The sequence below is a fragment of the Rhizobium sp. 22-785-1 genome (genome assembly GCF_053521965.1).
This window is the reverse complement of record NZ_JBNWDI010000001.1, coordinates 115,131-132,147: the sequence shown is the minus strand read 5'-3', so window position 1 is coordinate 132,147 and position 17,017 is coordinate 115,131. Positions and strand designations below refer to the sequence as shown.

The 17,017-nt window shown below is 57.0% G+C and carries 18 protein-coding genes; 12 read left to right on the top strand and 6 right to left on the bottom strand.

Translation table 11 applies throughout. The features are described from left to right. The first annotated feature begins 54 nt into the window (after positions 1 to 54). From ACQZ5M_RS00675 to ACQZ5M_RS00640, 8 genes are all read left to right on the top strand, one after another. Positions 55 to 315 (top strand): hypothetical protein, encoded by a 261-nt coding sequence (locus ACQZ5M_RS00675; RefSeq protein ID WP_449078852.1) that lies wholly within the window; start codon positions 55 to 57, stop codon positions 313 to 315. A gap of 40 nt (positions 316 to 355) precedes the next feature. Continuing rightward, a complete protein-coding gene (locus ACQZ5M_RS00670; protein ID WP_449078851.1) occupies positions 356 to 703 on the top strand; it encodes a hypothetical protein in 348 nt (115 codons plus the stop codon). A 25-nt stretch (positions 704 to 728) separates the two neighbouring features. Beyond that, positions 729 to 884: a hypothetical protein gene (locus tag ACQZ5M_RS00665; protein ID WP_449078850.1), complete on the top strand. Its 156-nt coding sequence runs from the start codon at positions 729 to 731 to the stop codon at positions 882 to 884. Between the two features lie 106 nt (positions 885 to 990). After that, positions 991 to 1,587: a hypothetical protein gene (locus ACQZ5M_RS00660; RefSeq protein WP_449078849.1), complete on the top strand. Its 597-nt coding sequence runs from the start codon at positions 991 to 993 to the stop codon at positions 1,585 to 1,587. 11 nt (positions 1,588 to 1,598) lie between these two features. Further along, positions 1,599 to 1,772: a hypothetical protein gene (locus ACQZ5M_RS00655; RefSeq protein ID WP_449078848.1), complete on the top strand. Its 174-nt coding sequence runs from the start codon at positions 1,599 to 1,601 to the stop codon at positions 1,770 to 1,772. A gap of 160 nt (positions 1,773 to 1,932) precedes the next feature. Further along, positions 1,933 to 4,194, top strand: coding sequence for a hypothetical protein (locus ACQZ5M_RS00650; RefSeq protein WP_449078847.1), 2,262 nt, complete (start codon positions 1,933 to 1,935; stop codon positions 4,192 to 4,194). Between the two features lie 20 nt (positions 4,195 to 4,214). Beyond that, positions 4,215 to 5,303, top strand: a complete 1,089-nt coding sequence (locus ACQZ5M_RS00645) for an ATP-binding protein (protein WP_449078846.1) — start codon at positions 4,215 to 4,217, stop codon at positions 5,301 to 5,303. Next, entirely contained in the window at positions 5,300 to 7,138 is a 1,839-nt protein-coding gene (locus tag ACQZ5M_RS00640) for a TniQ family protein (protein ID WP_449078845.1), read from the top strand. The genes ACQZ5M_RS00645 and ACQZ5M_RS00640 overlap by 4 nt, the downstream gene beginning before the upstream one ends. A gap of 288 nt (positions 7,139 to 7,426) precedes the next feature. On the opposite strand, the gene ACQZ5M_RS00635 is transcribed toward ACQZ5M_RS00640, so the two are convergent. After that, the gene (locus ACQZ5M_RS00635; protein ID WP_449078844.1) at positions 7,427 to 9,073 is read right to left on the bottom strand and encodes a patatin-like phospholipase family protein; all 1,647 of its coding nucleotides are present in this window, start codon (positions 9,071 to 9,073) and stop codon (positions 7,427 to 7,429) included. A 445-nt stretch (positions 9,074 to 9,518) separates the two neighbouring features. Between ACQZ5M_RS00635 and ACQZ5M_RS00630 the strand changes: the two genes are divergently transcribed. Further along, complete coding sequence (locus ACQZ5M_RS00630) at positions 9,519 to 10,139, top strand: sce7726 family protein (protein WP_449078843.1); 621 nt, start codon at positions 9,519 to 9,521, stop codon at positions 10,137 to 10,139. On the opposite strand, the gene ACQZ5M_RS00625 is transcribed toward ACQZ5M_RS00630, so the two are convergent. Further along, positions 10,099 to 11,232 (bottom strand): beta family protein, encoded by a 1,134-nt coding sequence (locus tag ACQZ5M_RS00625; RefSeq protein ID WP_449078842.1) that lies wholly within the window; start codon positions 11,230 to 11,232, stop codon positions 10,099 to 10,101. The two genes, ACQZ5M_RS00630 and ACQZ5M_RS00625, sit on opposite strands and share 41 nt — an antisense overlap. A 354-nt stretch (positions 11,233 to 11,586) precedes the next feature. Between ACQZ5M_RS00625 and ACQZ5M_RS00620 the strand changes: the two genes are divergently transcribed. Continuing rightward, positions 11,587 to 12,093 (top strand): AAA family ATPase, encoded by a 507-nt coding sequence (locus ACQZ5M_RS00620; protein ID WP_449078841.1) that lies wholly within the window; start codon positions 11,587 to 11,589, stop codon positions 12,091 to 12,093. On the opposite strand, the gene ACQZ5M_RS00615 is transcribed toward ACQZ5M_RS00620, so the two are convergent. Next, on the bottom strand, positions 12,083 to 12,565 hold the full coding sequence (locus ACQZ5M_RS00615) for a GNAT family N-acetyltransferase (protein ID WP_449078840.1): 483 nt from the start codon (positions 12,563 to 12,565) through the stop codon (positions 12,083 to 12,085). The genes ACQZ5M_RS00620 and ACQZ5M_RS00615 overlap by 11 nt on opposite strands. A 47-nt stretch (positions 12,566 to 12,612) precedes the next feature. Beyond that, complete coding sequence (locus tag ACQZ5M_RS00610; protein WP_449078839.1) at positions 12,613 to 13,719, bottom strand: hypothetical protein; 1,107 nt, start codon at positions 13,717 to 13,719, stop codon at positions 12,613 to 12,615. A 91-nt stretch (positions 13,720 to 13,810) separates the two neighbouring features. Here ACQZ5M_RS00610 and ACQZ5M_RS00605 point away from each other — a divergent pair, with 91 nt between their 5' ends. After that, positions 13,811 to 14,179 (top strand): ASCH domain-containing protein, encoded by a 369-nt coding sequence (locus ACQZ5M_RS00605; RefSeq protein ID WP_449078838.1) that lies wholly within the window; start codon positions 13,811 to 13,813, stop codon positions 14,177 to 14,179. A 168-nt stretch (positions 14,180 to 14,347) separates the two neighbouring features. Here the strand turns inward: ACQZ5M_RS00605 and ACQZ5M_RS00600 are convergent, their stop codons facing one another. Together ACQZ5M_RS00600 and ACQZ5M_RS00595 are read right to left on the bottom strand one after the other, a co-directional pair. Beyond that, complete coding sequence (locus ACQZ5M_RS00600) at positions 14,348 to 14,572, bottom strand: hypothetical protein (protein WP_449078837.1); 225 nt, start codon at positions 14,570 to 14,572, stop codon at positions 14,348 to 14,350. Positions 14,573 to 14,618: 46 nt separating this feature from the next. Beyond that, a complete protein-coding gene (locus ACQZ5M_RS00595) occupies positions 14,619 to 15,635 on the bottom strand; it encodes an NADP-dependent oxidoreductase (RefSeq protein WP_296036559.1) in 1,017 nt (338 codons plus the stop codon). 170 nt (positions 15,636 to 15,805) lie between these two features. Here ACQZ5M_RS00595 and ACQZ5M_RS00590 point away from each other — a divergent pair, with 170 nt between their 5' ends. Beyond that, entirely contained in the window at positions 15,806 to 17,011 is a 1,206-nt protein-coding gene (locus ACQZ5M_RS00590) for an MFS transporter (RefSeq protein ID WP_296036561.1), read from the top strand. The last annotated feature ends 6 nt before the right edge of the window (positions 17,012 to 17,017 follow it).

Below are 17,017 nucleotides of genomic sequence, written 5' to 3'. Positions count from 1 at the left end.
ACCACTCCCAATCTCCCGCGCAGCGAGCACTGCGATATTTCGCAGAACGCCTCGTTGCGTTGGGTCCTCGACGAGATCGAACGCATCCACTTCCGCGATGAGCTACATGCCAGGAAGCTGGTAGCCGACGCCATTGCTGCGATTGGCGCGATGAATGACGTTGACGTTCTCGACGCCGAAGTCCCGCACCGTGGTGAACTCGAGCACAGCGCCTCGGCTTCTATAGAGGTCAGGCTACGCAACGGCCTCACCACAGCGGGCCGCTCTTCACCCGACAACTTCCCACCAATTCACCTGACGACCTCGCGACCTTGATCGCGACCGTGAAGATATTTCCTAGAACGAGGACAGACAGATGACACGCATGCTTTCAAAACCCAAGCGCTCGCTCGAAACCGCGAGCATTGACGAACTCCTCTCCGCTATCGCGGAGTTCCACGAAGTGGAGGATCGTTTCGGCGAACTTACGGAGTCGCTTGCCTACGACGACCTTCTTGCCGCTTCCACAAAGCGCCTAGCTCGTGTGCCCCGTGTCATCGGGGACGAATGGCAGATGAAGATTTTGCCCGAAGATTTCGACGACTTCGATCTTGGCCGTTTGGTTCGGCTACCTCGTACATCTGTAGAGGAGTGCGATTTCGACGGCGTGGACTTCATCTTTGAAACACGTCAGGGCCAGCGTCTGGCCCGCGACCTGTCGTAGGCCGCGGGCCGGAAGGAGAACGAAAATGGCGACGAAGACACGGCGCATCCTGCGCGAAGTCAAAAATCACGAGCTTGGCTTCGAGCTGCAGCCAGTTCCCTTGTCCACAGGCGTCCTCTCGCCAGACCGCCCGAACATTGGCCGCCTCGTGCCAATCGTCGACGGCCACTACCAAATATGACGTTTCGCTGACTTTCGAGGAAGCGGAAGGCAGAACTGACGTTGCCTGGATTCGGCCGGAGGGGCCAACGGGATTGTACAGACAGCAGCCAAAGGAGCGAGGATCCGTGATCGGCAACGACTACATTCACAAGTTCAATCGCGTTCTCTCCTACAACAGCAGCCTGGAGAGCCGCTTCACGATGATGCTGCTGCGCGACCCCCATCTCGTCGATCTCCGGGAGGAGTTTCCGCGGGTGAAGTACTGGCGTCCGGGCAGTCTGACGGCCAACGAGCATCTCGTGGACCGATTGGCCACGTACGACGACGGCTACCGCGTCGCATACGCAGTCAAGCCCACAATCGCGCTTGAGGAAAGTGGGATCATGGAGATCCGTGACCTAATCCTCGAGCAGAACACAGGGGAGCATTTCGACGATTTCCTCGTCATCACCGACGACCAGATCACGGAGGCACGTTCCGGAAACGCGGAGCGGATCATGATCGCCTGCGACAACGTCAACGAAAGTCACTGCGCGGTGGTACTCGACTACATGCGGACCATCCACGAACCGACAACGATCATTGAGGTCGAGCGCGCGCTTGGGCCGGACATCGACGTCCAGAATTCACTGTTCTGCCTGATCTACCGCGGCTTCGTCGAACATCTTTCGCCCGAAGAGACGTTCGACGACGCGCCCTTCATCCAGACAGTTGCGTCCTAGGAGGTCGCGAAATGGCACACGTACACCCACGCCCGTTCCGCAACCCGACCGCCCTCCCCGAGGGCGACGCGATCCCGCTGGCTAGCACCAGGCGCCAATGGCAACGCGAAGGCGGCTCCGGTCGCTCGATGGTCAACCTTGTCGCCGACGAGACGACCATCGCGCTCCAAAGGCCGCATTCCTAAGTCTGACGGCATAGTCGGACGTCGCCGTGAGGGCGCCGTCTCCGCCAAGCTCTAAGTCCAGCTTTCCTGCCAGCCGGTGACGGCTCATCAAGCACTGCCGCCGGAACCATCCGGCGGCCACCCTTCCGCACGCCCAACGTTCCCAGAAAGGAACTCGCAGATGTCTACTCCACGCAGCATTTTCCCGATCGAAACCACCACCCGTCTCAGCGATCTGGACAAGATCGTCATCAACAACGTCGAATACGAGTGGGAGTCCGACGTCGACGGCCACCGCTACTTCATGCGCGTCGACGGCGCCGGCCGTACCGTCTCCTACACGATCCACGAGACCGAACAGATGATCGAAAAAGGTCAGATGGTCGTACATGAAGACTACTATTCACCGGCACTCGGCAAGCGCCGCAACGTCGTCGGTCATGAAAGTCTTCTCGCCATGCGAGACGACAAGGTCCAGGAGGCGCTGCGCAAGGAGCGCTGGGTACAGCTCGCGATCCGCGCAAAGGAGGAAGGCAAGTTCAAGGATGCGGGCGAAGACCTGCCGGATGCCATCCTGAAGGAATACAAGAAGTCGATCACTGCCGCGATGAAGCGTGTGGGTGAAAAGCTGCAGACCACCCAGTCCAAGGGCAAGAAGGGTGCCTCGGGCTTCGAAGGGAAGCCAGACGGCGACTATCTTTTGGGTGAACGTCCGCCGCTGCGCACGCTCAACGACTGGATCGCCAAGTACGAGGCGGCCGACTTTGACATCAGCGGCCTTATCGACAAGCGCAGCGGGGACAAGTCCTCTCGCTTCACCTCCGAAGAACGCCATCTCCACGCCCGCTTCGTACTCAAATACGCAAGCCGCACCAAGCCGTCGGTGAGCCATCTGCATCGTCGCATGGTCGCGACGTTCCGGCGTCTCAACCGCGAGCGCGCCGCCAACGGTCTGGAACTGCTGCGTCCTCTTGGTGAAACGAGCTTTCGTCTCAAGATCCGCCGGCTGCCCAGCTTCTTCAAAAAGGCCGGTCGTGAAGGCAAGAAGCGTGCACAGCTCTACTTCGCCGTCGTGCGCGGCGGCGCCGACAAGGGCATTCCATTGCTCCGGGTCGAGGCCGACGAATGGTGCGTTGAACTGCGCACCATCCTCGAAGGCACGATCGTGTGGGAGGAGCTGACGGCCGAGGAGCGCAAGGTCCTCTCGACCGTTCGCCTCTTCTTCAGCGCGGTCATTGACGTCGCCACCAAGTGCATCTTGGCATTCCGTGTCTTCGTCGAGGCGCCGACTATCGAGTCCGCCCGCACGACGCTCGAACTCACGAGCCGCGACAAGACCGCGCTCGCCAAGGCGGCGGGATGCAAGTTTCCATGGGAGATGAAGGGCAAATTCCGCACCATCGGTCTCGATAATGCGGGCTGGAACAGGTCGAACGCACTTCGCGGAACCCTCACGGATGCAGGCGTCACCGACATGTTTCCGCCGGCCCGCACTCCCTACCTCCGTGGCACGATCGAGCGCTTCTTCCGCACGATCGCGTTCCTTGGGCTACAGGACTTCAACGGTCGCACGTTCGGCAACGTCATCGAACTGGGCCGCTCGTACGCCGACCATCCGATCCCCACCATCCGCAACGATCAGCTTGCCAACATCTTCACCCGGCTGATCGTCGACGTGTACCATAATACGCCGCACTCCGGTCTATGGGGCGCGACGCCTCGCCAGGCGTGGCTGGAGCTGACGAGCGGCAAGAAGATTCCGCCCGCCCCTACCGGGTATCTCCGCCGCAACATCTACGGAACCCCCGGCGTCCGCGCGATCACCAAGCAGGGCATCGTCTACGAGGACATCCAGTTCCAGTCGGACGAGATCCAGCAGCTTCGTCGCGACGACGAGCACCTCATGGTCCACATCCGCGTCGATCGCCATGACCTGAGCGAGATCTCGGTGATCTGGAAAGACGGCTTCCTGCGCGTGCCGGCGACGATCAAGGGCCTGCAGAATGTGACCTACTGGCAGTGGATGAAGGCCAAGGAGCGCCTCCGGATCCACGACCGGGAACACCTCGAGCTTGTCGCCGACGACGTTGCGGAGGCCATCGAGTGGGCGGCCAACGAGGCCGACGTCGCCAACGCGGCACTCGAGCTTACCTCGCCCGTCTTCACCCTTCCCGAGTATGTCTACGAGGACGAGCAGATCGGTCGCTTTGTCCGCATCGTCGACGCCTCTGGAAGCCTCAGCGAGAAGGTCCGCGCCCAGGCGCCGAAAATCCGCGCGAGCAGTGCCGCGCTGCTTGGGCTGACTATTGCGAGCGCCTCCGCCGTCGGCGCCGATCGCGCCGACGCCGAGCGCCTGGCCGCCGAGGACGCGGCCCGCCGTGTCGCCGACGCCAGGTTGGCATCCGACAGCACGTCCGAGGACGAGTTCGGCATCATCGACTGATCCTGAAAGGAGGATACCACATGCCCAATACTGTTCTTTCTCCCGAGCTTGCGGAGGCGCTTTCTCACCTTCGCGTCTCAATGCCCGCCGAAGAAAACCACATCGCTGACCGCATGGAGGCGATCTGCGGCATGCACGTTCGCACGTTCAGGGATGCCGCTTTCGAAAGCCGCTTCCGCAAGATGAAGCGCAGCCTCGTGGCCCATTTCACGGGCCACACCAAGCAGCACCGAATGATCATTGTCACCGGCGAGTCTCACTCCGGGAAGACCGATCTGATCAACCGTTGCCTCGACGCGGACCCAGGTCTCGCCCCCTACCCGACCAACGACGGATATGCCGCCGTACCCGTTCTTCGGATGGATTCCCCGTCGCCATGCAACATGGTCAATATGGCCGTCGAAGGCCTGGAGACGCTCGGCTATCCAGTGAAAGGAAACATCCGCGAGAAGGAGGCGTGGCCGCTCTTCCGAAACCAGCTCAAGCGCCACAGGGTGCTCATTATCTTCATCGATGAAGCACAGCATGCCGTCAATTCGACGACCAATCGCGCCGATCTTCAGCGGTTGCGTGACACCTTCAAGCATGTCACGCAGATGAAGGATTGGCCTGTCCGGCTCATTCTCGCCGGGGTCACTCCACTCGAACGGCTGCGCGAAGACAAACAGATCCGCACCCGTTCCATCCCCATGCACCTGGGCGACATCACCGCCGCCCATGCAAGGCACGTTCGTCACTGGATGCAGAAAGTAGTGGAGGAGCATGCCGGGATGCGGCTCGACGACTTCGTCGGCGGGGACTTCCCTCTGCGGATTATCCACGGGTGCGGCGGATGCTTTGGCTCCATCATCCAGTTGAGCCGGATGGCGGTCGAGGACGCATTGACCGTCGGCAAGGAGATCGTCGACCTCTCTAGCTTTGCCAATGCATACGCGACGATGACGGGTTGCTCGAAGCAGGAGAATATCCTGACGGTGCCCGGCTGGCGCTCGATCAAAGGCGCATCGGCCCGTGCTACGGAGGCCAAGGAGCAGCCTGAAGACGCGCCGACGCCCGCAGCGCCCTCACGCGCAACTGCACTGAAGGCGCATCGTGGAGGCGAAAGATGACGAGACTTTCGCGAAGCGTCCACTTCCACGACGACGAGCACGCGTTGAGCCTCGTCGCTCGGCTGGCGGCGACAAACGGAGCCCGAACCGAAGACTTCTGCCGTCATCAGGGGCTGGCGCTTCGCGATATCACCGAAGGTCGGAGGGCTGCGCTGCAGGAGTTGGCATACATTGCGGGCATTGACGCTACGCGCTTGGAAGCGCGGGCGACCGTGCGAACCGGTGGTTACTTCACCATCGGTCCCGAGAGGCTTCTACCCGAGAACCTAGTTCGGACGTACCATCGGTACTGCCCCTTCTGCCTCGCCGAAGACCGGCGAAACGGTTTGGGGAGCTTCGAGGCGAGGCCATTTGGAAGGTTGTCTTGGCTGGTTAACTTCATCGCCTCCTGTCCTCTGCATGACGTCGCCTTGATTTCCATTGGCAAAGGCAGAGCGAAACGTCTTGCTCCGGGCTTCTCGATTTCGTTGTTCGACGCCGAAGTCGAAACTTCGAAACCATTTCCGCAGACCGCGACCGAGTTCGAAGCCTACATGACAGCGCGCCTTCTTGGAGGCCGTCCCCCGGCCTCCGACTTTCTCGGCATGCTTCCTCTACATGTCGTCGGCTCGGTCTGCGAATTGGTGGGGGCGGTAACGATGTTCGGAACGAAATTCGACCGTCGGGGTCACGGCGATGCCGAATGGACCGCTGCTCGTCAGGCGGGGTACCGCCTTTTGTCCGCGGCGGGAAAACCGTTCGAGGAGTTTCTGCGAGAACTGGCTATTGCAACACGTCGGCGAACTGGCGAGCTTCTCCCAACAAACGTCTACGGTACCCTGTATTCTTGGCTTAGAAGACGCTCGAAGGAGCCCGACTATGACTGCCTTCGCGACGCGATCCGCCGGGTAAGTGTCGAAGAGCTTCCGCTCGGTCACGACGACGACGTCTTCGGCCCTCTGGGGGAAAGAAAGTTTCATTCCGTCAAGACGGCGTCCAAGGAGTTCTCGATAGGCGAAACCACCTTGTCCAAGCTTCTTCGGAACGCGGGTGTCATCCCCCCGTTCGAAGCGGGCGTCTCCCCGAGCATGATCCTGATACCGGAAGCGGAAATGTCGGCCTTTGCTCGAAGTGTCGGCGCAGGGTTCGACAGGCTCCGGGCGTGCCAGCGCTTGAAGCTTCTGGAGAGCCATTTCGACACGCTAGAAAAACTCGGGATCTTTGCGCCCTTCGTTTACCGCCAGAAGTCGAGAAGCGATACCGCGCTTTACGATCCCGACGAACTGGACGCGGCGATTGCTGGTCTAGCCGGCTCCCCGGCTGCAGCCGATTTTCGAGCGGATGACTATGCGGACATCTCTCGCATCCGTGAGCTGGCAGGCTGCACATTCTTGGAGGTCGCCGATCTTCTACACTCCGGAATGTTGCGGGGAACCGTGCTGGACGCGAGCGAAACAGGTATCGATATTCTTCGTCTTAACGTGGCTGAGGTCAGAAAGGTTATGGCGGGGCGACGGCCGATCACCGTGCGTGCCGCCGACTACGACATGTTCGGTCGCCTCAGCCCCAGCACGGTCCGAAAGCTCGTTGAGCGTGGATATCTGTCCGTGGTCGAAGTAGACGACGCAGACGGTCTCCGAAGGACGGACCTCGCGGCATGGAGCATCGAACTGTTCGAAGAGCGATATCACTCGTTGTACGATCTAGCCCAGCGTCTGTGCAGCGACAGACGGAGCATTCGGCGGGAATTGGAAGCAGCGGGGATCGAACCAGTGATTAACCACAGCGATCCGCAGAAGGCGCTTTACGATGTTTCGGAGGTCGCACGGTCGGCGGTAGGCAAAGGATTGTTGTGAATGGCAAAGCTCTTTCTTCAAGAAATAAAATTCATCAAGCGAATTGAGGAACGTTCTTGATGATAGAACGACGCTCTATGCGAACACTTATGGTCGGTTCTATTCCCGTGTGGAAACTGATATTTTCCTCGTCCATCTCTAACGAAAAACGCCCGCACACAGTAGTGGGCAGGCGCTCAACGTAAAAGCTTACTAGATGGTTATGGCAGGCTACTCTGCCCGCACCCCATCATACCAGTCTCGAACCACCACGAACCATAACAGTCCTCCAGATTTCTACCAAACACTTTACTGCTTAACAATCGTGTAGACAACCCGCAAAGCGTCGCCACATTTCAAATTCTCCGCTCTCCACACATAGGTATGATAACCGGGAGGGCAAGACTTCGAATTGATCGCGTTGGAAAAAACTGCGCGGCCTTCTAGAATAGCATGATCATCGATTTCATCGTAAGAAACCATATCGAGGGCACCGAGGAGGTCGTTCGTACCGTTAGTCAACTTAAGCTTCACGTCTGTGGGCACAAATATGCGGATCTCTGCGGCGTCTACGCTGTCTGACTGTTTAAGCTGGATAGAGAGATAATCACACCCGTTCTTTGCAAGCGGGCCCATGATCCCCTTGCCAGACTGCTTGCTGTGAACGCTGAAGGTTCCGCTTGTTCCGACATGCAACGCCTCCTCAAGTATTACCATAGTCCAGAATGCATCTCCAGTTTCGTCAGGAATCACGAATTCGCGGGCAGGCAGAAAGTCGCCTGAGGAGTTATGGATTCTGACGGAGGTCGCTCCTGGAGGCATCTCAGCGCTAACACTCATCCGAGTTACGTACGAAAATACAGGGCTTGACCCAACTTCAAAGGTATCGATGAACTCAAGCCGATCATCGACATCGGGTGATTGAAGGCATGAGGCAGTAACCTCGATGATCGTTTCCTTCAAAACTAGGTTGCTGCTCTTATGGAGCGAACCCGCTAAAGATCTGAGTTGACTCAAGTTTAGCCGATTAGCGTCTTCTCTGCTGTTGACTACAATGGGCTGCGGCGAGCTCTTTCTTTTCGCCCATTGGCTATACCATTCCTCAGTACGGAGCCGCACGTTATCAATGATTGTAGTGCTTGTCGCTGCCGACATATAGGATTGTAGGCTGAACGTGCTGAAACTTTGATCATCGAATTCTATCGGCAGCTCGAGAACATTTTCCGCACCCAGTACATGCTTCGTAACCGCAACTTTGTTGTTGATCACTGTTGCAAGCAATCTCTTCCCAAGATCAACAGCACCTTCGACTTGCGGTGAGTAGTTGTCCGGCGGGAACGATATCGCCAGAATGTCGCCTAGCTCGGGGATAAGCTCTTGGTTACTGCGGAGGACGTCGATTGGTAGATTATCAAGTATCCCACCGTCGATCTTCTCACCACCATTTCTAAAAAGGAAAGGGAGGGCAGCGGAGTCCACGAGCGCTTGGATAAGAGGATCTCCACCTTCGGCGTAATGGGACTTGTGCCGAATGATATCTGTAGTGTTGATGAAACACGGTATAGACAAGCCATCAACCGTACTTGCCGTGACGTTCGCGGCCTGGAAGGCACCGGAAAGGATTTTTGCAAATGCTTTCTCGTCACCAATTTTTGTATTTAGAAATGCCGTTTTTGCAGCGTTAAAGTAATTTGCCAGTTTGCCAGTTTGCGTAAGGTCCGGAAAAGCTTCATTCACCAGATTTCGATCCAGCGACTTGTGGTACATCAGCAGAGCATCAATATTCGCTCGCCCCGCAAAGAGGGCTGCTGCAATCGCCCCGGCAGATGCACCTGATACGCGCGTGACGCGGATTAATTCACGTTTCTCCAAGTTCTGTAACGCTTTGATAGCGCCGTAGAACAAGGCCAGACGGGCGCCCCCACCTTGAAAGGCAATCTGCACAGGTAATGTCATTTAAAGATCCATAAAAAGCGAGAATGCCCTCTTACGCTCAACTCCGTTCTGCTTTCAAGTGAAAGCAGAACGGTGCCTACCTATCGCCGTCGAGGTGTTGCTGACTCAATGAGTTGTTTGAGCGCCCGCACCGGTTCGCAAAATGGAGGTAAAAAATGGCTGAAGCTCGGTGGGTGGATGGAAATAAAGACACGCTTCGCGATCTCCGCCAGATTGACGAACGGAATCGAGGCAAGATCACCCCGTTGTTACATAGCTCCATCATCAAAATCGATTCCGTTTGACGCTCTGACAACGGTGTGCGGAACTCCGCGTTAACGATAGCTCGCTTATATGTTTCATGGATGGAGACTTGTTCGCCGCCGGCGATGAAGATAGTAGCCGCGTGTCTCGCACGAGAGCAGTGATATCAAGCAGGATTGCTATGGACCCGACGAATGACTCGATGATCAGGAAGGTAGTACGCCAACGGCTGCATCTGGCTCATGTCGGCGAGGATGCGGTGATCATGGACGAGCTCCGGTTTGATCGTGGGTCCGCACGCGTTGACGTTGCCGTTGTGAATGGTCTGATCGACGGATACGAAATCAAGAGCGACCGAGACAATCTTGAACGGCTCGAACGGCAGGCTGCCCTCTACGGAGATGTTGCAGACCGCATGACGCTCGTTGTCGGCGAGAGGCACTATGATGAGGCCTTAGCGCTGATACCCGATTGGTGGGGCGTAATCCTGGCAAAATCCCATGGTGATACCTGCAGACTGAAAACCCTTAGAAAAGGCAGGAGAAACCGCTCGCATAATGTCGAATCGCTCGTAAACATGCTTGAGCGCCATGAGCTCGTTACGCTACTCGGTCTGCATTCTCTTGAGAGAGGCGCCAGCCGCAAGATCTACTCCGAGCTGGCTGATACAGCCGCACGATGCATCAAGGCGAAAGACGTTTCCGCTTTCGTCAAACGCGTACTGAAGATACGCGCTCGTTTCGGTGCTCTCGACGATAAAACGGCTTTCGCGCGTTCCATCATCATCTGCGGGCCATCCGCGCAAGATGCTGGTTCGCTCTGATCGACAGCCATGGGCCAGGCACTGTGAACGATATTCCGTCGACCTTGAGAGCACCGGCGCTGACAGCTTCGATTACCTTGGTACCCCAGCATATCCGACGTCCACGCCATGGTTCACCCGTGCCGATCAACGCCGTGGCCTGCCTTACGAATCCTTGAGGATCATCCTTCTTTAGATCGACTTTGATCCTCCACGATCCAGGCTCAACAAGATCGACATGCGGATACCACCCGTTGCTACCCGACCCCTTTGGCCTCTTCGCCACAGACATGTAATCGCCGTACTCAACTTTCCAACTGGCAGCCACGGTTCTGTGGAGAGCGACTTCCGCCATATCGACAACTTCCGGATAGTCTTTCAACGAGTCCTTGGGAAAGCTGTTCGAAAGCAACACCACGCTGAGACGGTCGTAAGTAGTGCCCATAAGGGCTCGGACACGCGACAGAAAAGAGTTAATCGTGGCTGCATTGTCGGCGACCCTGTTCCGGACATAGCCGGCGTCGACTAAAAGGATCCAGGTTTCTGGAGAGGCTTCCATCAGCGTCGCGATAGACCTCATAAAGATGGAGATCTCCTCGCTTTCCTTGAGCCGAACACGCACGGCAAATCTGCGGCCCAACGTCTTCGAGAATGCGATCTGCGCGCTAACGCTTTCGGGTGAAGTCAGCCTTATGGTTGGGATCAACGCCGGATGGGCAGCAAGGATGGCCATCCATGAAACCGCTCCCTGAACAGGATCGCCCAACATCTGGAGATGGGCGTTGAAGGCATTTTTGCGATCCCTGTCGCGCTGATCAGTGGCGAGTTGCTTCTCGCTTCGGGGTTTTATCGGCTTGCCGCCTGCCGCGACCCGCTCGTCGCTACGCCTTTGACGATCACGCTCAGCTTCTGCGGCCGACGTGACCTGAGTGGGCGTCGGATCGAAGTCGACGATTGCCGGCCTGTCCTCTAAAGCGGATAGGAGAAACCCTATAGCCTCCTCGAATGTCTCAGCCTTGCCGTGCCTTGTGAGCGTGACCACGGGCAGACATTGGTCCTTGACGCCGTTCTCGCTCTTCTCATACGCAAGAAACTCGAACGCTTTTGTCGTCATGCAGGGAAAGTACATTCCTTCGAACATTGAATGCTCCAAAAACTACTGCGCCGTAGTGCAGAATAAGAATCGGCATTCAAGCAATATCGCATAAAACCACCAGCATTTCATGCATAGGCAATACAATCCACAGGTTGCCATTTCTTTTGGTGCTAGTAATGCTGATTACTCAACTAGGCGAAAGACCTAACCGACGTGTCGGGACGCAGCGGGCATGTCGATCTCCATTTGATATTTCGAAGCGGAAGCAATCTCAAAATCTAGACGCTGGGATGGAGGTGGTGCGGGGAAGGCGCTTGAAGGACGCTCGTCACTGGGCTACAGCCAAGGACGCAAACGAGAGGCCTAAAGCTGATGATACTCGTTACCGGCGTATCCGGTGTAGGAAAGACCTATACGATCGAGCGCTTTGTCGCGGCCGTTCCAGGATATGTTTACGCCAGAGCGAGCGCCATTCTTCAGAAACGTGGTCGGCCGGTCCGTTCTCTGTCGACAGAGGAAGTGATCGAAAACCAGAAAGTGCTCCGGGATGAAATCCGCCTGCTTGCCTCCGAGCATGGCGACGCTCTCATCGTTGACGGACACGCGATCGTCGAAGAGGGAAACAGCTCGACCATTTCTGTCACCCACCTCTTCGCGGATGTGCCGATTAAACAGATCGTGATTATCGAAGACGACCATGCTCAACTTGCTATGCGTCGTGCCCTGAAGGGGAAGTCGACGGACGAAGCCGAGATACGAAAGCTACAGGCCTTGGAGCTGGCTGCTTCCGGGGAATGGGCCGAAGCGCGTGGAGCGCGTTTCGGCCGTGTACGAAGTGGCGATTTGAAGGCCTTCTACGAGACTCTAGCTACGAGTTGAGCGCCGCAAGGCGACCGTTGAAGACAAACTCTGCCTTCCCCGGACGATAGAACGAGTCGAGCTTCTGCGTAAGGACGAAGCCCATCCTGACGAGGATGTCTCCAAGCTCCGGCATGCGCTCTTCCGGGACCGATGCGAGCGGAGACGCGTGTCCCACCCAGCGCCTGCCCTCTTCTATGAGGCGCACGCCGACTCCGTGCCCCACGAAATCAGGACGCACCCACAAAGTGCACAGCTTACGCTCCGCCCGTTCGCGCTTCGCGATCAGCGCGGCAATGATTTCGTTGTCGCGGCGGACGACACGAACCATCCTCGTGCCTGCCGCGATTCCGGGCACTACCGTGTCCCAATACCAGCGCTCGAAATCGGGATAGTAGGTTTCCAGATGGCTCAGACATGAATAGACCTCGGCCGACTCCGACGGACGGGCCATGGCAAGGCCTTGTGCGATGTTGGTGCGGGACTCGATCATAATGACTACCTCTTTTATTCTCAATCTAAGCACTGGAACCATGAAAGTCACGACCTGCTACGGCAACATGACATAAACTTTTTCGCAGATGAAATGAGCCAAGACCGGAAAGCGAAAGCGAGCACGACGGCCATCGCAAACGCGATCCAAGCAGATGCCATGATCGCACCCCTGACACCACCTTTGTACCAACTTGCCAATATGTCCTCGACCGCGCTACCGAGGGCGCCCAGAAGCACGACGCCTATGAAGTAGTATGGAAGGTTGCCCCGCGGCGCCCTGAACCTCGCAAGCGAGACGAAGTTTTCCACCGGCCCCGAAACGGCCCTCCAGTGATAGATCATCATGTTGCCGATATCGACATACGACAACTCGGTCGGAAGATAGCCTTCCCACAGGTTGGCCTCCATCCTCCTCATCTTCTGCATGGCGCCATGCGAAGCAACGAGCTCGAAAGTCAGATCGCGGATAATGAAGCAGTGCGCAGCGGTGACGTCGAAGGTTTCCGAGGTCGTGGAATCGATCTGCGACAATACGCTCTCGGGAAGGTTTCTCATCTCGTTGAAGCGCAGCTCGGTGAATTCTTCGCTCCACAGGGTACTCGCTACGAACCCCCCTTGGCTTGCACGACTCGTACTGAATTCGGTGGCTGTCTCATTAGTGAGATTGAACCGTAGACGAATATAATGTTTGCCCGGCGCACGAAGCCTCGAACAGAAGGTGTTGTTGAACTCGAGCTTCACTCCCGACCGTGAATTCGTCGGCTCGGACCGAGACCAAATCACATCGTTCGCCAAGTCGACGCCATGGAAAGTTAGAAAATGCTTTTTGCCCCGTGTCGCTACGGTGAAGCTATTGTTTCCGGACGAACCGCTTTGCGTTACCACGTCGTTGAAAACGGCGCTTAAGAGCTTGTTGTCTCGAAGTTTGGGACTAAGGTCTTCGATCTCATTTGAAGCCACAGCGGCGGGCACGAAGAAGGTCATCGTCTTCAGTTCGTATGCGTCCGATATCAGGAGGCCTACATCGAGGAAGTTCGAGTCGTGGCTGCTTCGAATGTGCCGCCAAAGATTGAAGTGAACCTCTACCTTGGCACGGTCTCCCGTAGGCGGCGTCGTCGTCCGCTCATACCATAACGCCACACTTCCAGTCATAGGATTCGCCCCTCCCTTTCTTTCACCCTATGTTGCATGTTCGAATACTTCGTTAAGCTTGGCCCGAGGGATTCGACAGAAAGGACAGACGGTGCTGCTCCCGAACAAAGGTCTGCTCGTGCGCGAGCCTTGGGCGTCCGCTCTTGTAGAGGGTCGCAAGACGATGGAGTTACGCGGCGCCAAGACGGCCCACCGGGGTAGAACCGCCATCATCCGCGCCGGAACCCGGCTCGTCATCGGAGAGGCTTCGCTCGTCGACGTCAGAGGACCTTTCGCACGATCGGATCTCGCACTCGGTGTGGACGAACATCTTGTTCGTGTTGATTGGGAGACCGCTGAAATCCCCTATCAGAAGACCTACGGATGGATGTTCACGGCGGCCATTGAGTATGAAGTTCCTAGGCCATACCGCCATCCGCCGGGCGCGGTGATCTGGGTGAATTTAGGGGCAAGTGTGTAGGTTACGTCGGAATGCGAGATGTTTTGCCCGGTGTTTAGGACTTGATGATTTTCACCACGTTACTGACCAATCGATGATGCTCGGCAAACAGTAACTGCAAAACCGGCAATCAATTCACCGAAAGGGGTGAATTAACTCAACGAATTCAATGAGTGATCAGCAAGGTGCCTATGCCTCTAACAGCGCTAATGGCGTTTCGCCCAAATCCACTTTAACTGACTTGGTAAAACGCAAGGCATTGACGTAACCGAAGTCAGAAGCATCCTTGGTGGTTTCGCCATCCGTATTCATCAATAGCTCAAAAGCTCGCTCACGTGCAGTCGGAGCTAAGTTGCCGCTGGCGGCATGCTGATCATTGCGTCGTCGGGAGAATACGATTGCCTCGAAACGCAAGTGTTCTGGCGCCGCAACTTTATGCGCGGCGCCAGAAAGGGAAATATCACTCGGCGACCTTGACCAACAGCTTGCCGAAATTGCCGCCGGACAGCATAGAGGTAAAGGCTTCGGGTGCTTTTTCCAGGCCGTCCACGATGTCTTCGCGATAATGGATTTCTCCGGCGGCTATACGAGGACCGATCTCGGCCAGAAACTCATCGAAATGGTCCTTCGCGAATTCGATCTGAATAAATCCACGGACTAGGATGCTCTGGCGAAGGATCGTCGACATCGTGGCCGGGAGACGATCCTCCTGGCCAGCGCCGGCACCATTGTAATGGGCGACGAGCCCGCAAACCGGCACGCGTGCGAATTGGTTGAGGAGCGGCAATACGCCATCCCAAACACGGCCGCCCACATTTTCGAAATAGACGTCGATCCCATCTGGGCAAACAGCTCCAAGGTCTGATGCGAAGTTACCCGATCGGTGATCGACAACGGCGTCAAACCCAAGCTCGTTCTTCACGAACGCGCATTTTTCCTTGCCGCCTGCAATGCCAACGGCACGAGCACCGGCAAGTTTTGCAAGCTGGCCAACCATGGAGCCAACTGGCCCCGAAGCTGCTGCAACGACGACCGTTTCACCCGCTTTCGGCTGGCCGATAAATTTCAGTCCTGCCCATGCGGTAAATCCCGGCATACCGAGCGCTCCCAGGGACGTGGTGATCGGCGCACCGTGGGTTTCGACGTGGCGGAGCTGATCGCCGTTTATAGTAGCGTGGCTGCTCCAGCCCGTCCTGCCTCGGACGATATCGCCGGGTGAAAAGTCGTTATGTCTAGACTTCACGACCTCGGAGATTGCCTCTCCTTCCATGACACCGCCCACGGGCACAGGTGCCGCATAGGATTTTGCGTCGCTCATGCGTCCGCGCATGTAAGGGTCAAGAGAAAGATAAAGGGCCTTGACGGTAACGTCCCCCTCGCCTGCCTCTTGAAGCTCGAACTCCTCCAGGCGGAAATTGTCAGGTCCAGGTTCTCCTGTGGGCCTGCTTGCGAGAACGATGCGGCGTGCAGACGTCATTTGATGCTCCTCTTTTCAGCATCGGACTTATCTAGGAAGCCTTGCAGAGTTTCCAAGGCGGATCACCGCTCGTGGCACCATTTTAGCCGGAGTACGAAAGAGACGTTGCCTCGCTCGCCAAGCAGGATAAGGGTGTTATCTCCATTCCCAAAGACATTCGAATCCCTTGAATGACATTCCGCAGCCGACTGATCCTCTACGCCCTATTGACATCCCTCACCTCGCTGAGCATCGACGCTCTGCTACCTGGGCTCAGGCAGATAGGACTGGAGCTTGGCGCGGCGCCACCGCTCTCCACCCATCACGTGATATCACTGTTCATTTTCGGCATGGCCTTCGGTGAACTGGTCATAGGCCCTCTTTCGGATGCATTCGGGCGCAAGCGGGCGCTACTCGGGGGGATTTGCGTCTATCTCCTCGGAACGGCCATAGGGCTCTTTGCTCAGTCTTTGGAGATGGTGCTCATCGGCCGTTTTCTACAAGGCGTTGGCGTCTCCGGCCCGAAGATCGCAACCCGAGCCATGATCCGAGATCAGTTCGAGGGCAATGCTATGGCGCGCGTCATGTCCTTCATGTTCACACTCTTTATCCTCATTCCGATGCTGGCTCCTGCTCTTGCGCAAGGGCTTATCGCCGTCGCAGGCTGGCGCAGTATTTTTGCAGCCTATCTCGTGATCGCTGTTTGCCTTTGCATCTGGTTCACTGGAAGACATCCTGAGACATTACCTGTCAACCGGCGCATCCCATTTCGGCCGCGTCTGCTTTTCCTCAACGCTTTGCGGATTCTCTCCAGCCCCCGGGTGACGCTGCTGATTATCGCGACTGGCCTCGTGTTTGGGGCGCAGCTCCTCTATCTCAGCACCGCCGCGGACTTATTCTTTGAGGCCTATGGCGTGGCGGAAACCTTTCCACTCTACTTTGCTGCGCTGGCTCTTGCGATGGGACTTGCCTCCTTTATCAATGCCAGGCTCGTTCATCGTCTCGGCACGGTCACAATGGCGCGCATCGGGTTCATCTGCCTGACCACGGTGTCTCTACTCATGCTGGTGGCAACTTTTGTTGAAGTTGGCGCCCTTCCCTTCGTGGCGTTCCTGTCGCTGCTTTTCCTCGCTTTTTTCGCAATCGGCATCCTGTTCGGAAACCTCAATGCCATGGCAATGCAGACGCTTGGAAACGTCGCAGGGTTTGGGGCATCCTTGATCGCGTCGGGGTCAAGCCTCGTCGCCACCGCGTTTGCCGTTGGCTTCGGAAGCTTTTACAGCGCCAACACCATTTATTTAGGCGTTGGATTCTTTGCGGCAGGATTGTCGTCACTCACACTTGCCGAAGTCGCTATCAGAAGAAACGAGCCGTCGGTTATCGGCGTCAGCCGATGACCTCCG